Raw genomic sequence first — 22,397 nt, forward strand, 5'->3', positions numbered from 1 at the left:
TTTTCCGTCGATCATAAAAGTAATTCTAAGGTCAGGTCTTGAACTTTGCCAAATTGAACTTTGACTTACTTTTTATTATCTTAAACTATTAGGTAAAGTGTGTAAGTAAGCTCATTTATGTTCAGGAACAGGATAAAGCGCTTAACACGTTTATTACCCAAAGTGAGTTGGGAGATAATTTCACCAACTCTGGATTAATAACCTTTTTCCATATAAAAACTAATCAGACTATTGAAAAAACTGCTTCGCAGACAAAGGTTTTGAGTAAATGTAACCTTGAATTAAATACACACCTTGTGCACTTAAATATGCCACTTGGTTATCATTTTCTACGCCTTCTGCAATCATGGATAATTCTGATTTTTGAGCAAATGAAATAATAGCGTCAATGGTTTTGGCGTTAAAGTTATCTTCATGACCGATGGTGTCGACAAACATTTTATCTATTTTTAACGTACTAATACCGAGGGTTTGTACATAACTAAATCCACCATATCCCGTACCAGCGTCATCTAATTTTAAATCGATCCCTAACGCGTAAATTTTATCTAACATCTGACGTGCAGCAACTAAATCACTGATGGGCAAACGCTCTGTGATTTCTAAGGAAATACGATGCGGCTTCAACTCACTGGACTCAACAATACCTTTAAGCAAAAGATATAAATCATCGTTATCTAAGTGTTCTGGAACAATATTGATACTAAAGAATAGTGCCTTGCGCTTACTACCTAATGACTTAACATCATTAAAAACATGCTCAAGCAAGACCTTTGTCATATCGATAATCAGACCATTGGCTTCCGCGTAGGGAATAAACTGGTTAGGGGGGATCAATGAACCATTTTGTTGCTGCCATCGCATCAATACTTCACAGCCGATAACAGCTTGGGTTCTTGAATCAACGATAGGTTGATAAAAAGGAATAAACTCTTGGTGCTTAATTCCTGCCACAATTTGAGCGTGCATAGAAACTGAATGTCTTTGCCAACGCTTAACCAGATAGGTCACCCCAAAAGCAAACAACAGTGCAAAAATAGTAATAAACAACCAAGAAATTGTACTGTATTGCTTATAGAATTCAAAATTCCCCGAAAGCTCAAAGGTGGCGACAAAATAAGGTGATTCCAAGACCACCGTTTCACTCACAAATGGCTTACCGTCAAATGTTTCAAAGCCAAAAACTAACATGGGATCTGACTTAAAGGAGATGGTGTATTCGGAACAGTGTTCACACTCTAACGGCACAAAGAAGCGAGGCGCTAGCGGCGTAATGCTTGCTGTATAGTTTACATCCTCAAAATGCCTCACTAATATCCATTCATTATGCTTTCTATTGGCTAGTTCTACGACGCCAAAACTAAAATTAGGGGATATTCTATGGGTGTAAATTTTACTGATATCGCGAATGATATCATTGGACTCACAAAATATTTCTCTATCCTTTGTCACCCCAGCCCATCTAATAAAACTTGCATCAAATACAAATTCCCTTAAATTCTCAGTGGTGCTTTGATCGCATTTAAAATCTGTCTTTGAAATCGATGGCAGCTTATTCAATTCTAAAGCGCTATTTCTAATTACCTTTTCAAACTTATCAGCGAGAATTTTTGCATCGTGGGCAATAATTTTTTTTGCCAGAAAGTGATCAAGCCCTTTCATGCTAACCATGCATAAAAGAAAAATGACCACAAATACAGCCCCATATTTCATCCGTTCCATGAAGCTTGCCTCAAACACAAAAATACGTTCAATGTGACCAAAATGATGGCAAGCCCTAGGCTAAACCCCCAAGCAACTTATTTTCAATTAAGCAACTTAAAATAAAATAGTTAAATCAAGAGTCTGCTGCATAAAAGTCGGTTAAACTTAATAGGCTCTATCAAAAAGTAACCAGAACAACGCCATCTGCGACATCACAATACTACATGACGCCCCAACCGATCAATGCCTTAGCATTTCGAACAAATGCCTTGTGCATCTTAGACTTGCCATGAAATCGTTGCTAGCAACAAAAATAGAGACCATGATTAATAAACGCCACTTGTATGAAACAAAAAATCCCTGATAGCATTGCTATCAGGGCTCTTGTCAGTTCACTAAAAAGTAAAGCGTGACGCCTGATACGAGATTAGTATCTTATCCACTGAATGAGCTCGTTAGCACTTTTCACGGCAAACAGCCTCGCTAGCTGGGTCAAAGCTCAATAGTTCAGCAGAGCCAGCAATAAAAAAATTGGCCAAGAACCAATAAGCCACCCATGCATGATAGTGGGCTAAGTTTTTGAGCCTTGCTTATAGGTATGTGGGGTCAGTGTAAACTTTATTTTATTACCATACATTTCCTAATCTCACGACCCACCTCTAAGGTCTTAGCAGTAGCTTGTTTCCGTCAAAAATGGGTTAGGGCGTTTAACTCAATTTTTCCTGTATGTGTTAGCTGCTGATATTATTAACTCAAAAAACGTCATAAAGACGAATAAAATCTAATCAGATTATAAACACCGTTAAATCTTCATTTCCAAAATTTGCTTTATTGAGTACAACGCTCAAGTTATTAAGAGTTTGTTCTATTGCTTGCACTATGTTTACGACATAATGGCGTTATGTACTTAGCAGAGAATTTATAATGGACAAACAACAAGACAGCTACATGACTGAAGAGACACTAATTGAAACAGTCGAAAATCAAATCGCTGACGGTGAACCCAAAAAGGTAAAAGAAACCTTGATGCGTTTAGTCATGACAGGTACACCGCGTGAAGAAGCGGTTCAATGGATGGCGTGCGCGCTGGCTATCGAAGTATCCGATATCATGAAAAATGGTGCCTCTTTTAACGAAATACGTTATGCCCAGCATTTGGACGCACTGCCGAATTTGGATTGGATGAAAGATGAATAGCAGCTATGTCATTTCCGAACATCGAAAGCCTATGCCTGTCAGTTTTGTTCGCTAGAACATTTCGCCTCCCTAGCTGAAGTTAACGTGGAGCTATTGAGGTAAGTAAGAAATTTTCCTTGGGATATGTGGGCACATAGCCATGACAGATATACTTGTAACAGTTATTTTGACGGATAATTGGTTTACCGCTCTAAAACGTTCATTAATGTACTTTAAAGTAGTTTTAGCACATCGGAGGTAGGCTCTTAAAGTATTAGATACTTATTAAGCTTGTTTATACTCCTTTTAAGGCTATTGTTTACTACATGTGTTTAGCAAGTTGTTTAGCCTGATTATTGTTATCGATTTGTTGTGTTATGTATAAATTGGTTTATATCGTCAATACTAATGGTAATAAAATATTTAGCTATAGTTACGCAGAACTTTTCATACCGCTTTAAGTCTTATTATGTAAGGTTTAAATTTATTTTCCTTTATTTAAACTGAGTCCCTAATAATATCTGAATAGGTTACTCCATTTTGAACATAACCCCATTGCGTCGTTTAAGACGCTTACGTAGCTCCGAAGCCATGCGCGATCTATTGCGTGAAAGCCACCTTTTGCTCAACGATTTAATTCATCCTTTATTTATCGAAGAACAGATCGATCAAGCAGTACCTATCTCTACCCTACCTGGTATCAGCCGTATTCCCGAGAGTCACCTAGCCGATGAGATTCGACAGCTTTACGCTCTCGGCATACGCTATGTTATGCCTTTTGGCATATCTCACACCAAGGATGCTCAAGGAAGTGACACCTGGAATGATAATGGTCTACTTGCTCGTATGGTCAAGACGATAAAATCTGCCGTTCCCGAAATGATGGTAATTCCAGATATTTGTTTCTGTGAATATACCGATCATGGTCATTGTGGTGTAATGCAAAACAACAAAGTTTGTAACGACATTACAGTTGAAAATTTGGTCAAACAATCAGTGACTGCAGCTAAAGCAGGTGCTGACATGTTAGCACCATCGGCAATGATGGATGGCCAAGTAAAAGCCATTCGTTTAGGACTTGATGCTGCTGGTTTTCAGGACGTGGCAATTTTGGCACATTCGGCAAAATTTGCGTCTTCTTTTTATGGCCCATTTAGGGCCGCAGTAGACTGTGAACTTAGTGGGGATAGAAAAGGCTACCAACTAGATTACGCCAACGGTCGTCAAGCTCTACTTGAAGCATCACTTGATGAGGCTGAAGGTGCAGATATTCTGATGGTTAAACCAGGAACACCCTATTTAGATGTGATCTGTCGTTTAAGGCAAGAAACCCATTTACCCCTCGCTGCATATCAAGTGGGTGGGGAATATGCCGGTATTAAGTTCGCAGCTCTTGCTGGCGCACTCGATGAAAAAGCGGTAGTAACTGAAACTTTTATTGGGTTAAAACGTGCTGGGGCTGACCTAATTGTTAGTTATTATACGAAACAATATGCCACATGGTTAGCCGAGGGGAAAAATTAGTTTCATCGAAACCTTCCTGCAGTCCTTTGTGTTTGTCTGTAAAATTTAGTGTCCAAATGAGTGTTTGTAGAAGCTACTGACACTCTTTTTTTGCTATGTAATATGTTGTTTAATGGCTGTTATGCAGATCTCAAACATGAATAATGAGGTATCAAAATGATGTACAACATTGGCATTGTATTATTTGACGATTTTACAGATGTAGACTTTTTCTTAATGTATGACTTACTCGGTAGAACGACAGATAGCTGGGTTGTGTCAATATTAGGCACTAAATCAGAACACCGCTCGCATCTAGGTATGTCGGTAAAGACAGATGGTCCTATCTCAGAGGTGATTAATCAAGATGTAGTGCTAATTACGAGTGGCAAGCGTGGTATTCCTGCAGCATTACAGGATTGTGAATTTATGTCAGCTTTAAAGCTCGATCCAAACAGACAGTTAATTGGTTCGATATGTGCTGGTTCGTTTATTCTTCATGAACTTGGATTGTTAAACGGTTTGTTGTTAACGACAAACCCTGATGCTAAAAATGTACTGAAGAAAATGGGCGGCAATGTTCAAGATTTACCTTTGGTCATCGAAGGCAATATTGCTACAGCAGGCGGTTGTCTTTCTTTGGTGTACCTAATAGGTTGGGTCGCGGAACGTTTGTTTGATTCAGAGAAGCGACAATTTATCCAAAACCAGCTAATACCAGCGGGTCAATTGGAACACTTTGAAGAACTCATTAGCTCTACAATTTTATTAGCAGAACAAGAAGGCATAAATCGAATGACCTCTAAAAGGTAGTCGTGCATTGTTCGCTTATTCAGCGCTTGAGCATAAAGTAGATCCTCCCAATACTTATAGAGTTGTAGAAAAGGTAGTCGTTATGATTCTTACTTCATTAATTGATAATACAAGATTGAATAATCGAACAGATCTAAAAATTGAAAGAGGGCTGTCTATTCACGCCAGCACTATGGGAAAGAGTGTATTATTTGATGCGGGAAACAGTAGAGCTTTTTGTGATAATGCAGGTTTGTTAGGTGTGGATATTAAAAATGTAGATGCCGCTGTTATTTCACATCGTCATCATGATCACTGTAATGGAGTTACGCACTTTCTAGACTACAACTCTAAGGCCCAAGTGTATTTACGTGAATGCGAAGACACCAATTATACTTTTAAAACTTTGGGTTTTAAAATTGATGTGGGTGTAAATAAACAGTTGCTTACCAAAGGTGCTAGTCGCTTGACCTTTGTTAATCAAATGACTGAAATATTGCCTAATATCTTTATAATCACTGATTTAAGTAATAAATATGCAAAGCCAGAAGGTAATAAATACCTTTTTACTGGCTCAGGTGATAGTTGCAAACCTGATATATTTGATCACGAATTGTTGTTGGTCATAAAGGAAAATGATGGGCTTATAGTATTTACTGGTTGCGCTCATAGTGGCGTTCTCAATATGATCGATACAGCGCTTAATCATTTTCCTAGCACTAAAATAAAAGCTGTCGTTGGTGGTTTTCACTTAGTTGGATTACCATTATTCAACAGTATTGGTGGAACTAGAGAGAAGATTGAAGAGATTGGTGAATTAATATTAAATTACCCAATAGATAAGCTGTATACAGGACACTGCACAGGAATGAAAGCCTATAATATTTTGAAAGGTGTACTTGGTGACCGCTTAGAATATTTCCCAGCAGGTCGCAGCATTAGTATCTGATTTTACTGCTATTAATAAATTAAGTCAGTATTATATTTCGCATTGTCTATTGCCCATTTTCTAGTGCTTCTTGTTACAGTTAGTGCTGCAGCTTTAAACGTTTTATTACAGTGTTATCGGGCATATGATTGCCATAATTTGCCTAATCGAAGCTGTATGGGCTGGAGTCTAGGCACTAACTCTTTTGTGTCACATAAGTGAGTTGAACGAAGCCGCTAAAGATTAATGTTCAAGATGTATTTGTTCTTCAATAGTTCATAGGCTAAATATGAATTAATATGAACTTTTATTTTACATTCATTAGAGTAGGTTTGATGTGGCCTTGTCTGATCTGAAATGTTTTTCAGCTATCATCATCAGGGGAAGTTTAGTTATGAGTAAAGTATTACTCATAACGATGAAAACCCAGTGCTAAGTAACCTCGTAGATTGCATTGTGGCTATTCTGAGATCAGATGTTCGTCCACCCGGACTCTATCAATGCGACGTACCGAAGATATGATTATAAAAGTTATCGCAGCACTAAAATAAATTCAACCCAAAGGCTCTTTTTATCCTTGCGAGCACAAGACTGGCTTCATCCTGCGAGCGTTCACTCCCTCGTTTTAAGATTTCTACGAGTTGCGATTTATCTGATAGAAAAATCTCTCTGCGTTCACGTATTGGTTGTAAAAGCTCTTGTAATACCTGATTTAAGATCTTTTTGGTCGTTCCATCACCTAAGCCTCCCGTCTGATAATGAGCTTTTAACTCATCGATATAGGCTGCATCAGGATGAAACGCATCCAGATATGTGAACACGATATTCCCTTCGATCTGACCTGGGTCTGAAACTCGAATGTGATTCGGATCTGTGTACATGGATTGCACTGCCTGCGATATTTCCTGCTCATTCGAACCCAATAGAATGCAGTTGTTGAGAGATTTTGACATTTTGCTCTTTCCATCCGGACTCGGTAGCCGTGAAGATTTGCTCAATAACGGTTTACACTCAACGAGTATTTGCTCGTCGGCAATATGATTTAGCCGTCGAACGATCTCATTTGTCTGCTCAATCATGGGAAGCTGATCATCACCAACAGGGATAAGTGTCGCGTTAAATGCAGTGATGTCGGCTGCTTGGCTAATCGGGTAAGTCAAAAAACCTGCCGGAATGGAGCTGCCAAATTGTTTATTAGATATCTCAGATTTTACCGTAGGGTTTCTTTGTAATCGCGATACGGAAACTAAATTTGAATAGTACATGGTGAGCTCAGACAGAGCCGGGATTGCTGACTGCAGACAAATGGTCGTTTTGCTGGGATCAATGCCCACGGCTAGATAATCAGCCACAACATTTAGAATATTGTTCGAGACTTTACGTGGATTATGACCGTTATCAGTAAGCCCCTGCAGATCGGCCACTAAAATAGTTTGCTCATGCAGATGTTGTAGCATCACTCTCTGCTGGAGTGAACCAACATAGTGCCCTAAATGTAGTGGGCCAGTTGCTCTGTCTCCAGTTAAGATTTTCTCTGATTTACGGGGGGATTGATTTAAGTTTAAGTTATTATTTTGCATTTTAATATCTCCAAAATTTTCCATCGGAGACATTTATAGACTTATTTATAGTGGGTCAATAGCTGTCATCCGACGGCTATTGAACAAACAGGATTCAGTGCCGCTCTATGTGAAAGAGCGCCACCAAAAAACTGAGGTTAGTTGGAACAGGTTTATTGAATTCATACTTTGACAGTAGCATTTTGGATGATATGGCTCAAGTGGATTTAAATTTTGGCTTCAAATGTGCACTAATCAAAGTGATTTATAGGTCGGAGACCGTTTTGCTAGGGATGTTCAGATTTCTATGCTTAATTACACTACTGGTGAACCTTTAGGTTGTACCATAAAGTTGTTGATACATATTTTAATAAAAAGATCGGCAAATGATATTGTTCAATATGGAACAGAGTTTTCTGCCAACGATGCTTAGTGTTTTAGCCGAGAAAGCCCATTTGCTCGCCTTAATTAACGTTTAAATACATTACCAAGCCCTTATTTAAAGGCTTTGCGTATTTACAAATTAGTAACCTGGTGTAATATATTGTATCTTAAGGTTAATTACTCTGTACTTAAAATAAATGGAGAGGTAGTTTGCAGATTCATTAATTAAATGGATTTAAATAATATGAAATGTAAAACAATCGTAGCCCTTGCTAGCATAATAAGTGCTAGTTCTGTTTCGGCGAATAATGAGGGTAATTTACAAGTTGAAGAAGCAAGCCCTCGTTTTGTTCTTACCTATGGGTGGGTTGCTGGTCAGGTGATGGCTGGTGCTAGCTCTGCAATTAAAGGTGGGGTTAAATCTGCATTGCAAGATGCAATTTTTGGCCCTAGTTCACCGGACTATGTCAACCTATCTGAAGAAAGCCTGCAGCAGATTGAAGACATAGTACAAAGTGCATTTGATAATGCAGCAAAAGAAGACATGATTCGAGATTTAAGAGCGTTAGAATACAGCATGAAGGCCTACAGTGATCGGCTAGATAGTGAGGGCATTCGTGATTTAGACACGTTAGCGAACATGGAAAGTGAGTCTAATAAACTTTATGCATCACCCGCCTTCAACACCTCTAAACCTTACTATACCGACATCACAGTGCATTACTCGGCTGCGGCTGCGTTTCGTTACGCCATATTGGCTGATAGGGTTCACTTCAAAGAAAACAGTATTACTTTCATAGAAAGCGCAGGCACGCAAATGGCCACTTATGTTGAAGCGATGGGGGCAGCAAGCGATAAAAAGATTGCTGAAAATGTATATTTAACATCATATAAAACGACGCAGTGTCAACTTAATCGTAATGTGCTAGGTGAAGCAGCAGAAGATTTAAGCCTCAAGTATGGTACACCCTCAAGTTGTTATGACTATACAGTGACTGATAATCTAGATGGGTCGAGCTATCGCTATCGATATCAAGACCACGGCGGTACCAATAGCAGCATGGCTAACAATAAAGTAAACAGCCTTACCACTAACTACCTTAATATCCTTAAAGGCGAAGATTATCAGAGTGTGATTGATAATTTGCAGCACATCTATAACTAAATCCTATATAACAATATATCGCTAAGCGAGGCGCTATATCTGTAGCGCCCCTGTGGGAATTAATTTTATGAAAAAATATTTATTTTTATTTATTACCCTCTTTATGATGGGCTGTAATTCATCTGATGATACAGCCAAAGAATGGTATGACGATCTGTATTTTGAACACCCAGCCATGAAACAGTGTTTGATTAGCTGGGTTGAAGAATATGGTTGGACAAGTGCGGAAGAGGTGACTAAGTTAAGTTGCAGCCGTAATGGCATAGATTCTATTGCTGGAATTGAACAGTTCGAAAATCTAAGTCGGTTGTATCTTAGTTATACTGCACTTAAGGAGTTAGACCTCAGCGGTAATCCTAAATTGGATTATATCAATATAGGCAAGAATCCTTACTTAAAATCTGTCGATGTATCACAGAATTTAGAGTTAACTGCAATGTATGTCTACGAAAATGCCGTAGAGGAAATTAATCTCTCAAACTTACCTAAGCTTGATCATGCTTTTTTAAATAACAATCATATTAAAGCGCTTAAACTCGATGGTACTGATGTCAGATATTTAAACGTTGAAAATAATTTAATTGAAAACATTGATCTGAGCAATGCTCGAAGCATTCGCGATTTGACCTTAACGGGTAACCCCATTACCAATATTGACCTGTCCAATCTGCAAGATTTAACAGCGTTAACTATTTATAACACCGGGATAAGTACTTTAGATGTTTCATATAATCAAGAGCTCATAGTGCTCGGTGCCAAGGATAATAACATCGAAAGCATTCGATTTTATAATAACCCTAAGTTGACAAACGTTAATATCACGAACAACCCACTTGATAAAGATACACTTGATTACTTGGCTACGATTGATTGGATGGATGTTTTACGATATTAATTATGCTAGCCCAAGTTTATTAAATGTTTCTATCAAAGTACTTGGCTTTTGAGAAAATATTATAGCGAGGTAATGGGGCCTCGCTATGAAAAGCGTTAACGCCTTACAGCCATTAAAAATTAGATTGATATCGTCTTTCGAAAATTAAGACATTACTTTTTAATGCTAGTCGCCAACATTAGAGCTTTGGGTCTAACTAATTCCTATCCAATTGTATTTTAGCGAGCAGCTAATGAATACTTGATGGACTACATCCCTAATTCTGCAGATCACTTATCGCGATCACTTTTACATTAGTTACTTTTACTTCTATGTTAACAATGTAATGACGGCAATTATTGGATAAGGATATATCATGCTGGAGCACATCACCGCTATGCTCGCGCTCTTAGGCGTTTTGTCGCTATTTTGTCAATGGTTGGGCTGGCGGCTCAGATTACCTGCTATTTTACCTTTGCTGCTGTGTGGCCTACTGCTAGGGCCAATGTTGGGTTTTTTAAAGCCAGATGCCATTTTTGGTGACCTCCTGTTTCCGATTATCTCCTTAGGTGTTGCCATTATTCTTTTTGAGGGTGCTTTGACGCTTAATTTTAAAGAGATTAAAGAGCACGGCGGTATGGTGACTCGTCTTGTAACCTTAGGTACCGCCATTACGTGGGTTTGTATCAGTGTTGCAACGCATTACTTAATTGGTTTTGATTGGCCAATGGCGACGTTATTTGGCGCATTAGTGGTTGTTACTGGCCCGACTGTGATTGTGCCATTGCTGCGCAGTGTGAGGCCTAAAACAGAGTTATCGAGTATTTTACGCTGGGAAGGCATAGTGATTGATCCTATCGGGGCGATATTAGCGGTATTGGTATTTGAATACATAGGGGTGGCAGCGGACCCAACAACCCATGTGTTGCATGCTTTAACTTCGATGTTGTTAGTCGGCTTCGGTTTAGGGACTCTTTGCGGCTATTTAGTGGGTTTGATCTTACGCAATAACTTACTGCCACATTATTTGCGTAATACCGCCGTATTAACCTTAATGTTAGCGGTATTTGTCGCCTCTAATTTACTGCAAGAAGAAGCTGGCTTACTGTCTGTAACCGTGATGGGTATATGGCTTGCAAACATGAAGGGTGTCGAGATTGACGATATTCTTGAATTTAAAGAAACGCTGACGGTACTGCTCATTTCTGCACTATTTATTTTATTAGCCGCGAGATTAAATGCTGATGCTTTGATCAGTTTAGGTTGGCAAGGATTGGTGCTGTTAGCGGTGGTGATGTTGATTGCTCGGCCACTTAGCATTTGGTGCTGTGGTGTTGGGACATCATTATCGAGCGCGGATAAATGGTTTTTAAGCTGGGTTGCCCCTCGGGGTATTGTCGCGGCAGCAATTTCCTCACTGTTTGCCATCAAACTAGAAAAAGCAGGTGTAGCCGGAGCAGAGTTAATTGTGCCTTTGGTATTTTTAATCATCATCGGTACGGTGGTGATCCAAAGTCTAACGGCGGGACGCTGGGCTAAAATACTGGGGGTGACCGCTGGAACGTCGCAAGGATTACTCATTTTTGGCGCGTCTCAATTTTCACGTGCTCTAGCCAAAACATTAAAGGCTAACGGCGTTACCGTGTTGTTAGCCGACAATAACTGGGACAATATTCGATTAGCTCGGATGGAAAACCTTGCAGTCTATTTTGGTAATCCAGCGTCTGAGCACGCTGAAAACCATATGAACATGAGCGAAATAGGGCGTGTACTGGTATTGTCACCTTACAGACAGCTTAACCCTTTGGTCAGTTTCTATTTCCAAGATGTGTTTGGCAGGGAGAAGGTGTATGGACTTAATAATAATGACAGTACTAGCAGTAGTAATAGCGCAAGGCATCAGTTATCCGAGTCTTATTTAAGGCAGTTGTGTTTATTTGGTGATGCTGTGTCTTATTCTAAATTAGCCAGTTTGATGGCTAAAGGCGCCAGTATAAAAAGTACCAGCTTGACGGCAAACTTTGACTACTCGATGTTTATGGCGCAGTACGGTCAAAGTGCGATTCCTTTGGTGTATCTGCAAGGGGGCAAGGTCAAAGTGATAAGTGCGGCTGACACGGTAGCGTTAACTTCGGGTGTAGAGTTGATTAGTTTAATTCCCAGAGATGCTAAACCTGCTGCAATAGTCAATATTACGCAGCCTTAAGCAAACCCATCTCAATAAAAAAGCCAGTCACGGTGAGCGACTGGCTTTTAGAGTATCAACTTACGTTGTTAACCTGGTATTGATTAGGCTGCTTGTACCTGTTTGGCGAACTCAAGCACACGTGCTTTAAGCTCTTCAGGATCAAAGTCATCAACATTGATGGACTTCATGCGGCCAATTTCAGCGCGCTCTAGCAGTGCAATCTCATCTTCGCTAAGCACGCCAAGCGCTTTGCCTTCTGCAGCAATTTTATCTAACCACATAAACGGTATGCGCTTGCCAGCTGCTTTACAGACCTTGTCGTAGATAGGCTCTGAAGCCAAGATGTCTTTAAAGGTTTGCTCTTGAATACCCACAGCATTGTGCTCGCTAGGTGTCCAAAATTGTCCTTTACCCATACGCTCACGGCTAGCACAAGGTGTTTGCATTATCTGAGCAACCTTATGGTCAAGCACGTCAGTAGGGCGTTTTAATGGACGACCAAATGGGAAAATAACAGCACGTAACGGCAAACCAAGACCCATTGGGAAGTTATCAAGTAGATCATCTAGTGAAGTTTGTAGCTTATGAAGTGAATCTTCAACTGCCCACTGTACTAATGGTAGATCCTCTAACTGGCGTCCTTCATCTTCATAACGCTTAAGCGTTGCCGAAGTAAGGTATAGCTGGCTGAGCAGGTCTCCTAAACGGGCTGAAATACGTTCTTTACGTTTAAGGTTGCCACCTAATGTCGCCATCGCTAAGTCAGAAAGTAACGCCAAGTTCGCACTGAAGCGGTTCATTTGCTGATAGTAGCGCTTAGTTTTATCTGAGTAAGGTGCGTTAGAGAAGCGGCTAGAGGTAAGACCTAACCAGAAGCTACGAACCAAGTTACTGGTGGTAAAACCAATATGACCAAAGATAGCCGCATCAAAATCACGCAGACCTTTGTTAACATCCGTATCAAATGCGGATTCCATCTCTGCTAACACATAGGGATGACAGCGGATCGCACCTTGACCATAAATGATCATCGAGCGAGTCAGAATGTTTGCACCTTCAACGGTAATTGCAATCGGAGCGGCTTGATAGCCACGGCCGAGATAGTTATTTGGGCCTAAGCAAACCCCTTTACCACCATGAATATCCATGGCATCGATAACACATCGTTGCATTCTGTCGGTGAGGTGAAACTTCACAATGGCGGAAACGACTGATGGTTTTTCACCTAAATCGATAGCGGTTGTCGTTAACGTAGTCACAGCATCCATTAGGTAAGCATTACCACCGATGCGCGCCATTGGCTCTTCAATACCTTCAAGCTTACCAATCGGTAGCTTAAATTGACGACGAATTCGAGCGTAAGCCCCTGTTGCTAATGCGGCGGTTTTAATACCACCTGCTGAGTTAGACGGAAGTGTAATACCACGGCCAACAGATAAACATTCAACCAGCATTTTCCAGCCTTGGCCAGCCATTTCTGGACCACCAATAATAAAGCTTAATGGGACAAACACATCGTTGCCGCGGGTTGGACCATTTTGGAACATACAGTTAAGTGGGAAATGACGACGACCGGTTTCTACCCCTTCAATGTCGGTAGGAATAAGTGCACAAGTAATGCCTAGCTCTTCTTTTTTACCTAAGAGTTGGTCTGGGTCGCGCAGTTTAAAGGCAAGGCCTAACACAGTCGCAACTGGCGCGAGAGTAATGTAGCGCTTGTTCCATGTCAGATTCATGCCGAGGACTTCTTCGCCTTCCCATTCACCTTTACAAACGATGCCGTAATCGGGAATAGCACCTGCATCACTACCCGCTTCAGGGCTAGTTAATGCAAAACAAGGGACTTCAAGCCCTTTTGCAAGGCGTGGAAGGTAATGATCTTGTTGAGCGGTGGTGCCGTAATGCTGCAGTAACTCACCAGGGCCGAGTGAGTTTGGTACGCCAACAGTAGAGGCTAACTCACTGCTTAAACCCGCCAGTTTTTGCAATACGCGTGACTGTGCATATGCAGAATATTCTAAACCGCCATATTTCTTCTTAATGATCATGGCGAAGAAGCCATTATCTTTCAAATATTGCCATATCTCTTCGGGGAGGTCTGCTAACTCATGCGACACTTGATGCTGGTTGAGCATCTTGCACACCTCTTCAACTGGACCGTCTAAGAATGCTTGTTCCTCTGCACTGAGAGCGGCCTTTGGGTAGTTATGTAGTTTGCTCCAATCAGGCTTTCCTGCAAATAGGTCTGCTTCCCACCATGTGGTTCCGGCTTCAATCGCTTCTTTCTCTGTTGTTGACATCTCTGGCATAATCCCGCGATATATTTTGAGTAACGGGCGAGAGATGACATTTTGTCTGAAAGAACTGAGATTAAGCGGTAAGGCGATAACCAGAAAAACAACCCATAGTAGCGGGCTAATTACTGCTGTACCTGTGCCGATAGCCATAACAATGGCGGCACCCAAGGTGGCAGTGAGTAGGGAGACTCTTAGATAGGCAAAAGCGCCTATGGTAAAAATCATCGCCAGAATCCAAAGTAGGGTAGTCACTGTTATTCTCCTTTTAGTTGTGACTTATCACGTTTAGCGAGTCACTTATTTACTGTCTGGGTCACAATTATAGTCTGTGGTCAGACCTGTGTCTCATAAAATTTAAACGCTAGTCAGTTTTAATACAAGTCTTTTCAAACAAATGTTTAAATTTTTTGTGTCAGGGGAGGATTCCACTATGGCTAGCAACTGGTTAGAATGGACAAATAAAGTTGTAGCTTATTGAACGGGGTTAAGATTAATGTGCGAGTTGCTGGCCATGAGTGCCAATGTGCCGACAGATATTGTATTTAGTTTCACTGGCCTTGCAGAACGCGGCGGTGTGACTGGCCCACATATTGATGGTTGGGGGATCACTTTTTACGAAGGTAAAGGAAGTCGAACATTTAAAGATGCGCGCCCTAGCAGTGAATCTCATATTGCAAAATTAATTAAATCATACCCAATTAAAAGTGAAGTGGTGGTGAGCCATATTCGTCAGGCTAACCGCGGTTGTGTCTCACTAGAGAATACTCACCCTTTTACGCGTGAGCTTTGGGGGCAATATTGGACTTATGCGCATAATGGCCAGTTAAGCGGTTATGAAGCTAAGTTTGTGCCGACACGGTTCAATGCGGTGGGAGATACCGATAGCGAAATGGCATTTTGTTGGATTATGGACAAAGTGGTAGCGCAGTTTGGTGATAAAGCCCCTGACGACATGCTAGCGGTTTATCGTTTTATTGCCACTTTGGCTGATGAGATAAGAGCCCTAGGTGTGTTTAATATGATTTTGAGTGACGGTGAGCACCTAATGAGTTATTGCAGTAATAACTTGTGCTACATCACCCGATGCGCGCCGTTTGGTAAAGCCAAGCTAATCGATACCGATGTGGTGATTGATTTTGATACTGAAACTACGCCGAATGATGTTGTAACCGTCATTGCGACTCGACCACTGACAAAGAATGAGCAGTGGAATGTATTAGCACCAGGTGAGTGGAAGCTGTTTAAGAAAGGTGAGTTACTCATAGGTTAGGGGTTGTTGAAATAATAAAAAGCGTGGTTAGCTAATGGCTATCCGCGCTTTTTTAATGTTTGGTTTGGACGTTGATGTTAGTTATTGCTCGATTGTATTGCCTGATGCAGTGGTCTCTGGCTTAACGGTTTCGGCTATTACTGGCGTAACAACGGTTGCCTCTTGCTCAAATTTATAACTGAGCAGTTTTATATCGAGTTGTTTACTGCCTTTCTCAAAATGCGTTAAGCGGATGGGGAGATAGCTTAATTCTGGTGACATCCAGAAAAATGTTTGTCGCTTGGTACTGTCACGCTTAACTTCAAACTTTAAGGTTTGGTAGCTGCCGCTGTCAATGTTGACGCGCTCTTTGCCGACAATTTTAAAGGCGTAGTCATCAATTTCTCCCTCTTTCACCATGGTGTAATGTAGCTCTTCTTTATTGGCGGCCATATCGAGCCTAAATTGTAACTGCACCATTAGAGCATCAAACAGCTCGGCGTCGTAAGGGAACTTTGCTCGTTCATCTTTATAACGGCTATGAACCACATTTTGCCCCTTAGCAAAAGCGATTTGCTCTCTAAAATCAGGCCCGGTTCCAGTTCTCTCGACAGAGTAACGCATTGGCACTAGCTGGTTGTCTTGGAGTGTGAATTCACTGCGAACATGGCGTTGATCGGAGAGCATTAGCAGACTGACATCACTGTCGAAACGGTATTGGAATACGCCTCCGTCAGGGGCCGATAAAATATAACGCGCACGACCCAGTTCGATACTGCCATAGTTGACTTGATATTCAGCTGTGTGGGGAGTCAAAGGCGTAGTGTCAGCTGTGAGGGGATAGCTCGTCAATAGCAAGCTAGCAGCAAATAAAATACGTGACTTTTTAGACAAAAATCTCTCCTTAAAACAGTGTTTAATGTGCTTTAAAACGGTATTGAAAGCACTAATGTTGCCATATCAGGTCGCCATTCATGATCAGACAGCTTAACTCGACCGCGATTGACGATAACGCCTTCGCTGCGTAGCAGCTCCATTTGATCCCTGAAAGGTTGAGTATGTTCGGCAAACGAAATCTTGCCTTGGCTGTTAATCACTCTATGCCAAGGTAGGGCTAGTGTTTCAGGTGCGGCTTTAAGTGCCTTAGACACATAACGTGCTCTGCCTGGTAGCCCGGCTAAATCTGCAATTTTGCCATAAGAACTGACATTCCCTGCAGGGATCATAGACACAATATGCCATATTTGCGTCATAGGTGAAGCTTTGTTGTCGCTTTCCATGAATCACTATCCCTTTATTTTCTCTTAAACTCTATCGTGTATCGGGATCTATCACAAGATTGTCAGCAGATCATTAATGCGGTTGATAACGCGAAGGTTGGTTACGCCTGTTAAACTTTTGCCAGCATGCTGCTACTTTATTAATGCGTTGTAATATAAGGTAAAAGTTCTTGCTGAGACTTAGCGCTAAAGTAATAATAGCGCTTTTCTACGGTATATATCATGTCTGCGCAGGTCATCAACCCTCTCTTTAGCTCGTTACTGTTGCTATCTACTGTTTCTCTACCTGCTGTGGCTGAGCAGTATCGTCATATTGCGGATCCGCTCAACCTAAGTGATTCGCTGTATGTTGGCTTTACTGACAATGTACTCAACGTTGGTGGCACCTTGGCGACGGACCATCAAAAATTTTCGGCCAACACTAATACCGGAGGTGATAAATGGCATTTGGGTTATCTATATTCATCCTCTAATCAGTGGCATCTTAGAGCATCGATTGATCATGGTAAAACCGATACCCCTCAAGGAAAAGCCAGCCATTATCAGTATCAACTGGGTTTGATGCATGAGCATAAAGGCTGGTTAAATACCCAAGTATTTACTGAGTTTGCCGTTAACCATTTAGCGGTTAAGTCTTATACCGACAGTACCGCGGCTAACGCCAGTATCACAGTGTTAAAACCGATTACCGAACATTGGTACAGCGAACTGTATGCCAGAGGTAATGCAGGGATTGATGGTGTTGAGCGTTTTGATGCGAGGGCCTGGTTAGCAATGGGCTACCAAGTGAACCCTCAGTGGTCATGGGTGGTACGTTATCAGTATGATTGGGAAAAGCTTGAAAATATTGAAACTGATGACACCCAATGGGTATTTGCCGTTCGCTCTCAGTTTTAATGCTGTTGCAATAACATCGTACACAATAAAAAGCCCACGCTAATGAAATTAGTGTGGGCTTTAAACATGTTAATTGAGGCAGAATGACTTAAGCTAGCTCGCCGTCAATGGTGTCTTGCGCGTGTGGTGTAACGCCAAATTTATGGAAAATAATTAAACCGAACGCAGTCAGTAGACCGAGTCCGCCAATAATAAACCACATCATATCTGGGCGCTCAGCACCTTTGGCAACTTCACTATAAAGGTAGCCAGATAATGGACCTGCCAGTAAAAAGCCAATAGCCGATGAGACAAAGTAGTAGCCCATAAACATGGCTTTTTTATCATGAGGTGCAAAACTAGCAACGTATTCTTGACTCTTTGGTGAGGCAACCATTTCTCCAATAGAGAATACTAAAATCGAGGTGAGTACCATTGCACCGCCCATGATTGCGCCATGCGCTAAGCCACCAATGGCTGTGCCTAGTGCGAGGATAATGGTTCCGCCAACCAGTACTGGAAGCGCTTGGAAGCGCTCAACAAAACGGCTAACAAGTAGTTGCATCATGACAATCGATAAAAAGTTAAGCCCGATAAGGTATTCAGGGTTCACTTGGCGATGTTCACTGGCCCAGCTCTGGGCGTATTGCACTGCCAAGGCTGGAGTTTGCTCAATAGCGGTAAATGCTTGGCTTATTTCGGTTGTTGGTACCATCACTTTGGCATGAACCAGTTCAAAATAGGCTTGCTTCGCATTTAAGGTTCCAGCACTGAACTCTTGTGCTAAGCGGGTGACTTCTGATTGCAGTAAGCTGATATCGACGGGCGCAAAGAACTGCTGTAAGTCTGGGTAGTTAGCTAGCATCAAGACTAAATCAGTGGTGTCGACAAAGTCACGGATATAGATAGGTAGCGTAATAAAGATTTGCTGATACACCATCCACATGCCCGATAAAATAAGCAGGTAGATAACAAATGGTTTGTTACCTAGGCTAATTTTTTGGCCATACCATGGCGCGCCTTTTTGAGATGAAGCCAGCTTGTCCCAAATAAGATGGGCACTGAACCAACAGGCATAGATAATAAGCGTCGTTTCACCGGTGATCCATTTAGCCCCAAAAGACATTAATATAATCAGCGTACCGAAAAATAGAATCGCGAAACGAGCATTACCGAGGACCTCTTGAATATCGCTGAAAACGGCTTTGAGTGGTTTACCTTTTTGGCTATTTTGATCCGTTGGCTCTTTGTAGAATAACAGAGCAGGGATAAAGTTAAGTGCGATCCAGAATGAAGACATAATAAACACCCAGTCCCAGCTAATGGCGCGCACGTAACCCGCCACGAATGGCCCTAAGAATCCACCAATATTGACCATCATGTAAAATATGCCAAAACCTAAGCCACGGTTAGTGTCATCGGTGGTACGGGCGACAGTACCTGTTACAACAGGTTTAAAGCACGCAGCGCCTACAGCCACGCCCATGAAGGCAACAAAGAAGCCCATAAAACTATCGACCTGACCCAATATATAATAACTGGGGCACATGATGGCATAAGAAATTAGAAACATTTTCCGGTAACCATAACGGTCGGCAAGTGCGCCTGTCAGTACTGGGAAAAGGTACAAGAAAAAGGGGATCATACCTTGTAGCAGGCCACGTTCTTGATCAGAAAAACCTAATCCACCTTGATTTTCTGGCGAGGTCATATAGAGCGATGAAAGGGCAAAAAAGCCATACCAAGCGAGTCGTTCAAAGATCTCCATGGTATTTGCGACAAAGAATGTCGGGGGTAAGGGGGATCGCACAGCTTGTGTCATATTATCATCCGTATACTTTATACATTTTTAAGGATGTTAACATAGCTGTTACTAAAATGGATCGTATTGTGTGATTTTGAATCGTTTTCGCGCTAAGGGAAGCGCCGTAATTTAATATAATTCCCGAGCTTATATTATCGACTTTATTCTCAGTATCGTAACGGTTGCCATCTGAACGGCCTCTTTTCGGGGCAAACAGGGGCTGAGTACGGTAAGTTAAGACTCGCAAGAGTTGCCTTTATTGTCGATTCGGTCATAATAGCGCGAAATTTTTTAGTTAATACTAGTGTGATAATGATATGGCAGTGTTAGACATTTTAACGATCCCTGATGAGCGGCTTAAACGAAAAGCTGAGCCGGTTAAGGATATTGATGCGGTGCAGGGTTTTATTGATGATTTGATTGAAACCATGTACGACACCGAGGATGGTATCGGGCTTGCAGCAACTCAAGTCGGTAGCTTGCATGCTATTTTAGTTATCGATTTGTCTGAAGAACGCGATCAGCCGATGGTATTGATTAATCCTGAAATGGTAGAAACGCGTGGTGATTTTCAAGGGGAAGAGGGCTGTTTGTCCATTCCTGGTTATCGTGCGAAAGTGAATCGTCATGAAGGCGTAAAAGTCACTGCATTAGATCGCACAGGTCAAGCATTCGAGATCGATACCGATGAGTTTCTTGCCGTTGTACTGCAACATGAGATGGATCATCTCAAGGGTGTGGTGTTCACCGATCACCTGTCGATGTTAAAGCAGCAAATAGCGCTCAAGAAAGTGAAAAAGTATAAATATTAGGCTCTTGCCTTAAAATTTTATACACAAACGCATTATTTAATAACGCCCCTCAATTGAGGGGCGTTTTTTTTGGCTTGCAGATCTGAATCGAGTACTTGCGATCTCAATAAAGATAATTATACTGTATGTATATACAGTATTTAAATTTAAGGATCATAACGCCTGTTATCAAAGGGTAGGCCCTCAAATGATGAGTACTTTTTTATCTCACAGACAGGTGGAAACATGGATCAATCAAGCGCAAAGGCATATTCGGTATTACAAGATAAAGAAGCGTCAGAGCCGATTGATAGTGCCAGTTTCCGCAAGCCGGTGATCGTCAATGCTGAGCGAATATGCAAGACCGCTACCAGCGCTAATACAACAGGAACCTGTTCTTTAAATCAATTGTTAGAACGGCAAGACATTTGGCGTGGGCAGCAGTGGCAGCAGCAACATGTAGCCTATCCGACGGGTTTTTCATTGTTAGATAAAAATCTTGCTGATAATGGTTGGCCACAAATCGGTGTGTGCGAAATTTTATGTGATGGTGTGGGTCAAGGTGAGCTCAGTATCGTGTTGCCTTTATTGAAACAACTTATAAGCCACTGTGTGTCATCAACACAAATTAATGATTCCATGGTGATGCTGGTGATGCTGGTGGCGCCGCCTCACATCCCTTCGCCGCAAGCATTGTTACAACAAGGGTTGGATGTGGAACGCTTGATCTGGATAGATACTGAAGAGCGAAAAGAACGCTTGTGGTCCATTGAACAAGCGTTAGCGAGTGGCAGCGTACCACTAGTATTAGCTTGGCTAGACAGTTTATCGATAACTGAGGCGAGAAGGTTGCAGCTAGCTGCAGAGAAAGGCCAAGCCTTGTGTATGCTCTATTTACCGACAACGAATGCACAGCTGTCACACCCAGTGAATTTACGTTTAGTGCTGCAAAGACAGTGCTTTTCGGCGTTAAATGCCAATGACAGTAATAACAAAAAAGCCGTTATCGTCGAAGCATCAATGTTGAAATTAGTGCCCAAGCTGACTGAGCGCCAGCAGCCAAGTTTAAGTCGATTTTCAAATAGTCATTTAGGGATGACTGAAATCAATATTATTAAGCGCCGTGGTGGCTGGCCTAGCCCTGTCTTTAGTCTACCGCTGCTGCCTCCTCATTTAAAAGAAAGTCTATTGGGTGTCAGTGCTTGTTTGATTGATAACGCTTCGCTAAATGATGACTTGTCCGGTAGCGCCTCACTTAATATCGATTTGATAGGTCAGGATCTGTGCCAAGCGCAAGTTAGCGCAATTAAAGGGCTGGCGGATTATAGGGCTGTAATCAGTAGCCCACTATTACCGTCTACTGCGGGTGATAAGGTTCTATCTGTTATTAACACCTTATCTGTTATTAACACCTTATCTGTTACTAATAAGAGTGCAGCGGTTAAAGTCACAAGTAGCAGACGATCAATATTGGCTGTACACATCGAAGCGGTAAACGCTGAGAGAGCGAGCAAAAAAGCTAATTCATCTTCTGTTATTTATCATGCAGCTGAGGCTGAGCGAGAAAACCACTTATCGTTGCAGCTTGAGCCAACACGTAGATTAAGCCTGCAGCCGACATATTATCTTAAAGCGCCTTTGAGTGAACTGGTGAGCGATTCAATAGAGCAGGCAACGTTAGTAACACCGACATTGTCAGCAGAGGTAAAGCGTCACAGTCAACCATCGCTTGCTGCATCTTATAACGACTCTGCTCAAGATAGATGGACAGAGTCTTATAAAACGCTGCAGCAAGGGGCGCCAACATCACCTAGCAAAATTCATTAA

Annotated in this window: 17 protein-coding genes; 11 read left to right on the plus strand and 6 right to left on the minus strand. The window is 41.6% G+C overall.

What is annotated here, in order from left to right; genetic code table 11:
* Window positions 1-228 precede the first annotated feature (228 nt).
* A complete protein-coding gene (locus tag CXF83_RS11590; protein WP_101091885.1) occupies window positions 229-1,722 on the minus strand; it encodes an EAL domain-containing protein in 1,494 nt (497 codons plus the stop codon).
* 906 nt (window positions 1,723-2,628) lie between these two features.
* On the opposite strand from CXF83_RS11590, the gene CXF83_RS11595 reads away from it, so the two are divergent.
* The 4 genes from CXF83_RS11595 to CXF83_RS11610 all read left to right on the plus strand — a co-directional run bounded on the left by CXF83_RS11595 (window position 2,629) and on the right by CXF83_RS11610 (window position 6,124).
* Window positions 2,629-2,901, plus strand: coding sequence for a hypothetical protein (locus CXF83_RS11595; RefSeq protein WP_101091886.1), 273 nt, complete (start codon window positions 2,629-2,631; stop codon window positions 2,899-2,901).
* A 516-nt stretch (window positions 2,902-3,417) separates the two neighbouring features.
* The gene (hemB, locus tag CXF83_RS11600) at window positions 3,418-4,404 is read left to right on the plus strand and encodes a porphobilinogen synthase (RefSeq protein WP_101091887.1); all 987 of its coding nucleotides are present in this window, start codon (window positions 3,418-3,420) and stop codon (window positions 4,402-4,404) included.
* A 156-nt stretch (window positions 4,405-4,560) separates the two neighbouring features.
* The gene (locus CXF83_RS11605; protein WP_232775095.1) at window positions 4,561-5,196 is read left to right on the plus strand and encodes a DJ-1/PfpI family protein; all 636 of its coding nucleotides are present in this window, start codon (window positions 4,561-4,563) and stop codon (window positions 5,194-5,196) included.
* 82 nt (window positions 5,197-5,278) lie between these two features.
* Window positions 5,279-6,124 carry an MBL fold metallo-hydrolase gene (locus CXF83_RS11610; RefSeq protein WP_101091888.1) on the plus strand — a complete coding sequence of 282 codons (846 nt, stop codon included), beginning with the start codon at window positions 5,279-5,281 and terminating at the stop codon, window positions 6,122-6,124.
* Between the two features lie 521 nt (window positions 6,125-6,645).
* Here the strand turns inward: CXF83_RS11610 and trpS are convergent.
* On the minus strand, window positions 6,646-7,683 hold the full coding sequence (gene trpS, locus CXF83_RS11615; protein WP_101091889.1) for a tryptophan--tRNA ligase: 1,038 nt from the start codon (window positions 7,681-7,683) through the stop codon (window positions 6,646-6,648).
* A gap of 607 nt (window positions 7,684-8,290) precedes the next feature.
* Here trpS and CXF83_RS11620 point away from each other — a divergent pair.
* The 3 genes from CXF83_RS11620 to CXF83_RS11630 all read left to right on the plus strand — a co-directional run bounded on the left by CXF83_RS11620 (window position 8,291) and on the right by CXF83_RS11630 (window position 12,291).
* On the plus strand, window positions 8,291-9,211 hold the full coding sequence (locus CXF83_RS11620) for a hypothetical protein (protein ID WP_145991633.1): 921 nt from the start codon (window positions 8,291-8,293) through the stop codon (window positions 9,209-9,211).
* A 67-nt stretch (window positions 9,212-9,278) separates the two neighbouring features.
* A complete protein-coding gene (locus tag CXF83_RS11625; RefSeq protein ID WP_101091891.1) occupies window positions 9,279-10,106 on the plus strand; it encodes a leucine-rich repeat domain-containing protein in 828 nt (275 codons plus the stop codon).
* A 355-nt stretch (window positions 10,107-10,461) separates the two neighbouring features.
* Window positions 10,462-12,291 carry a cation:proton antiporter gene (locus CXF83_RS11630; RefSeq protein ID WP_101091892.1) on the plus strand — a complete coding sequence of 610 codons (1,830 nt, stop codon included), beginning with the start codon at window positions 10,462-10,464 and terminating at the stop codon, window positions 12,289-12,291.
* A gap of 83 nt (window positions 12,292-12,374) precedes the next feature.
* Here the strand turns inward: CXF83_RS11630 and fadE are convergent, their stop codons facing one another.
* A complete protein-coding gene (gene fadE / locus CXF83_RS11635; RefSeq protein ID WP_101091893.1) occupies window positions 12,375-14,822 on the minus strand; it encodes an acyl-CoA dehydrogenase FadE in 2,448 nt (815 codons plus the stop codon).
* A 241-nt stretch (window positions 14,823-15,063) separates the two neighbouring features.
* Here fadE and CXF83_RS11640 point away from each other — a divergent pair, with 241 nt between their 5' ends.
* On the plus strand, window positions 15,064-15,840 hold the full coding sequence (locus tag CXF83_RS11640) for a class II glutamine amidotransferase (RefSeq protein WP_101091894.1): 777 nt from the start codon (window positions 15,064-15,066) through the stop codon (window positions 15,838-15,840).
* Between the two features lie 81 nt (window positions 15,841-15,921).
* Here the strand turns inward: CXF83_RS11640 and CXF83_RS11645 are convergent, their stop codons facing one another.
* A complete protein-coding gene (locus CXF83_RS11645) occupies window positions 15,922-16,713 on the minus strand; it encodes a DUF3108 domain-containing protein (protein ID WP_101091895.1) in 792 nt (263 codons plus the stop codon).
* A 32-nt stretch (window positions 16,714-16,745) separates the two neighbouring features.
* A complete protein-coding gene (locus CXF83_RS11650) occupies window positions 16,746-17,099 on the minus strand; it encodes an MGMT family protein (protein WP_232775096.1) in 354 nt (117 codons plus the stop codon).
* A 222-nt stretch (window positions 17,100-17,321) separates the two neighbouring features.
* On the opposite strand from CXF83_RS11650, the gene CXF83_RS11655 reads away from it, so the two are divergent.
* Entirely contained in the window at window positions 17,322-17,996 is a 675-nt protein-coding gene (locus CXF83_RS11655) for a hypothetical protein (RefSeq protein WP_101091896.1), read from the plus strand.
* Between the two features lie 88 nt (window positions 17,997-18,084).
* Here CXF83_RS11655 and CXF83_RS11660 read toward each other — a convergent pair whose 3' ends face one another.
* Window positions 18,085-19,797: an MFS transporter gene (locus CXF83_RS11660; protein WP_101091897.1), complete on the minus strand. Its 1,713-nt coding sequence runs from the start codon at window positions 19,795-19,797 to the stop codon at window positions 18,085-18,087.
* 299 nt (window positions 19,798-20,096) lie between these two features.
* Here CXF83_RS11660 and def point away from each other — a divergent pair, with 299 nt between their 5' ends.
* Window positions 20,097-20,591 carry a peptide deformylase gene (def, locus tag CXF83_RS11665; RefSeq protein WP_101091898.1) on the plus strand — a complete coding sequence of 165 codons (495 nt, stop codon included), beginning with the start codon at window positions 20,097-20,099 and terminating at the stop codon, window positions 20,589-20,591.
* A gap of 225 nt (window positions 20,592-20,816) precedes the next feature.
* On the plus strand, window positions 20,817-22,397 hold the full coding sequence (imuA, locus tag CXF83_RS11670; RefSeq protein ID WP_101091899.1) for a translesion DNA synthesis-associated protein ImuA: 1,581 nt from the start codon (window positions 20,817-20,819) through the stop codon (window positions 22,395-22,397).

The organism is Shewanella sp. Choline-02u-19 (assembly GCF_002836205.1).
Lineage (GTDB): Bacteria > Pseudomonadota > Gammaproteobacteria > Enterobacterales > Shewanellaceae > Shewanella.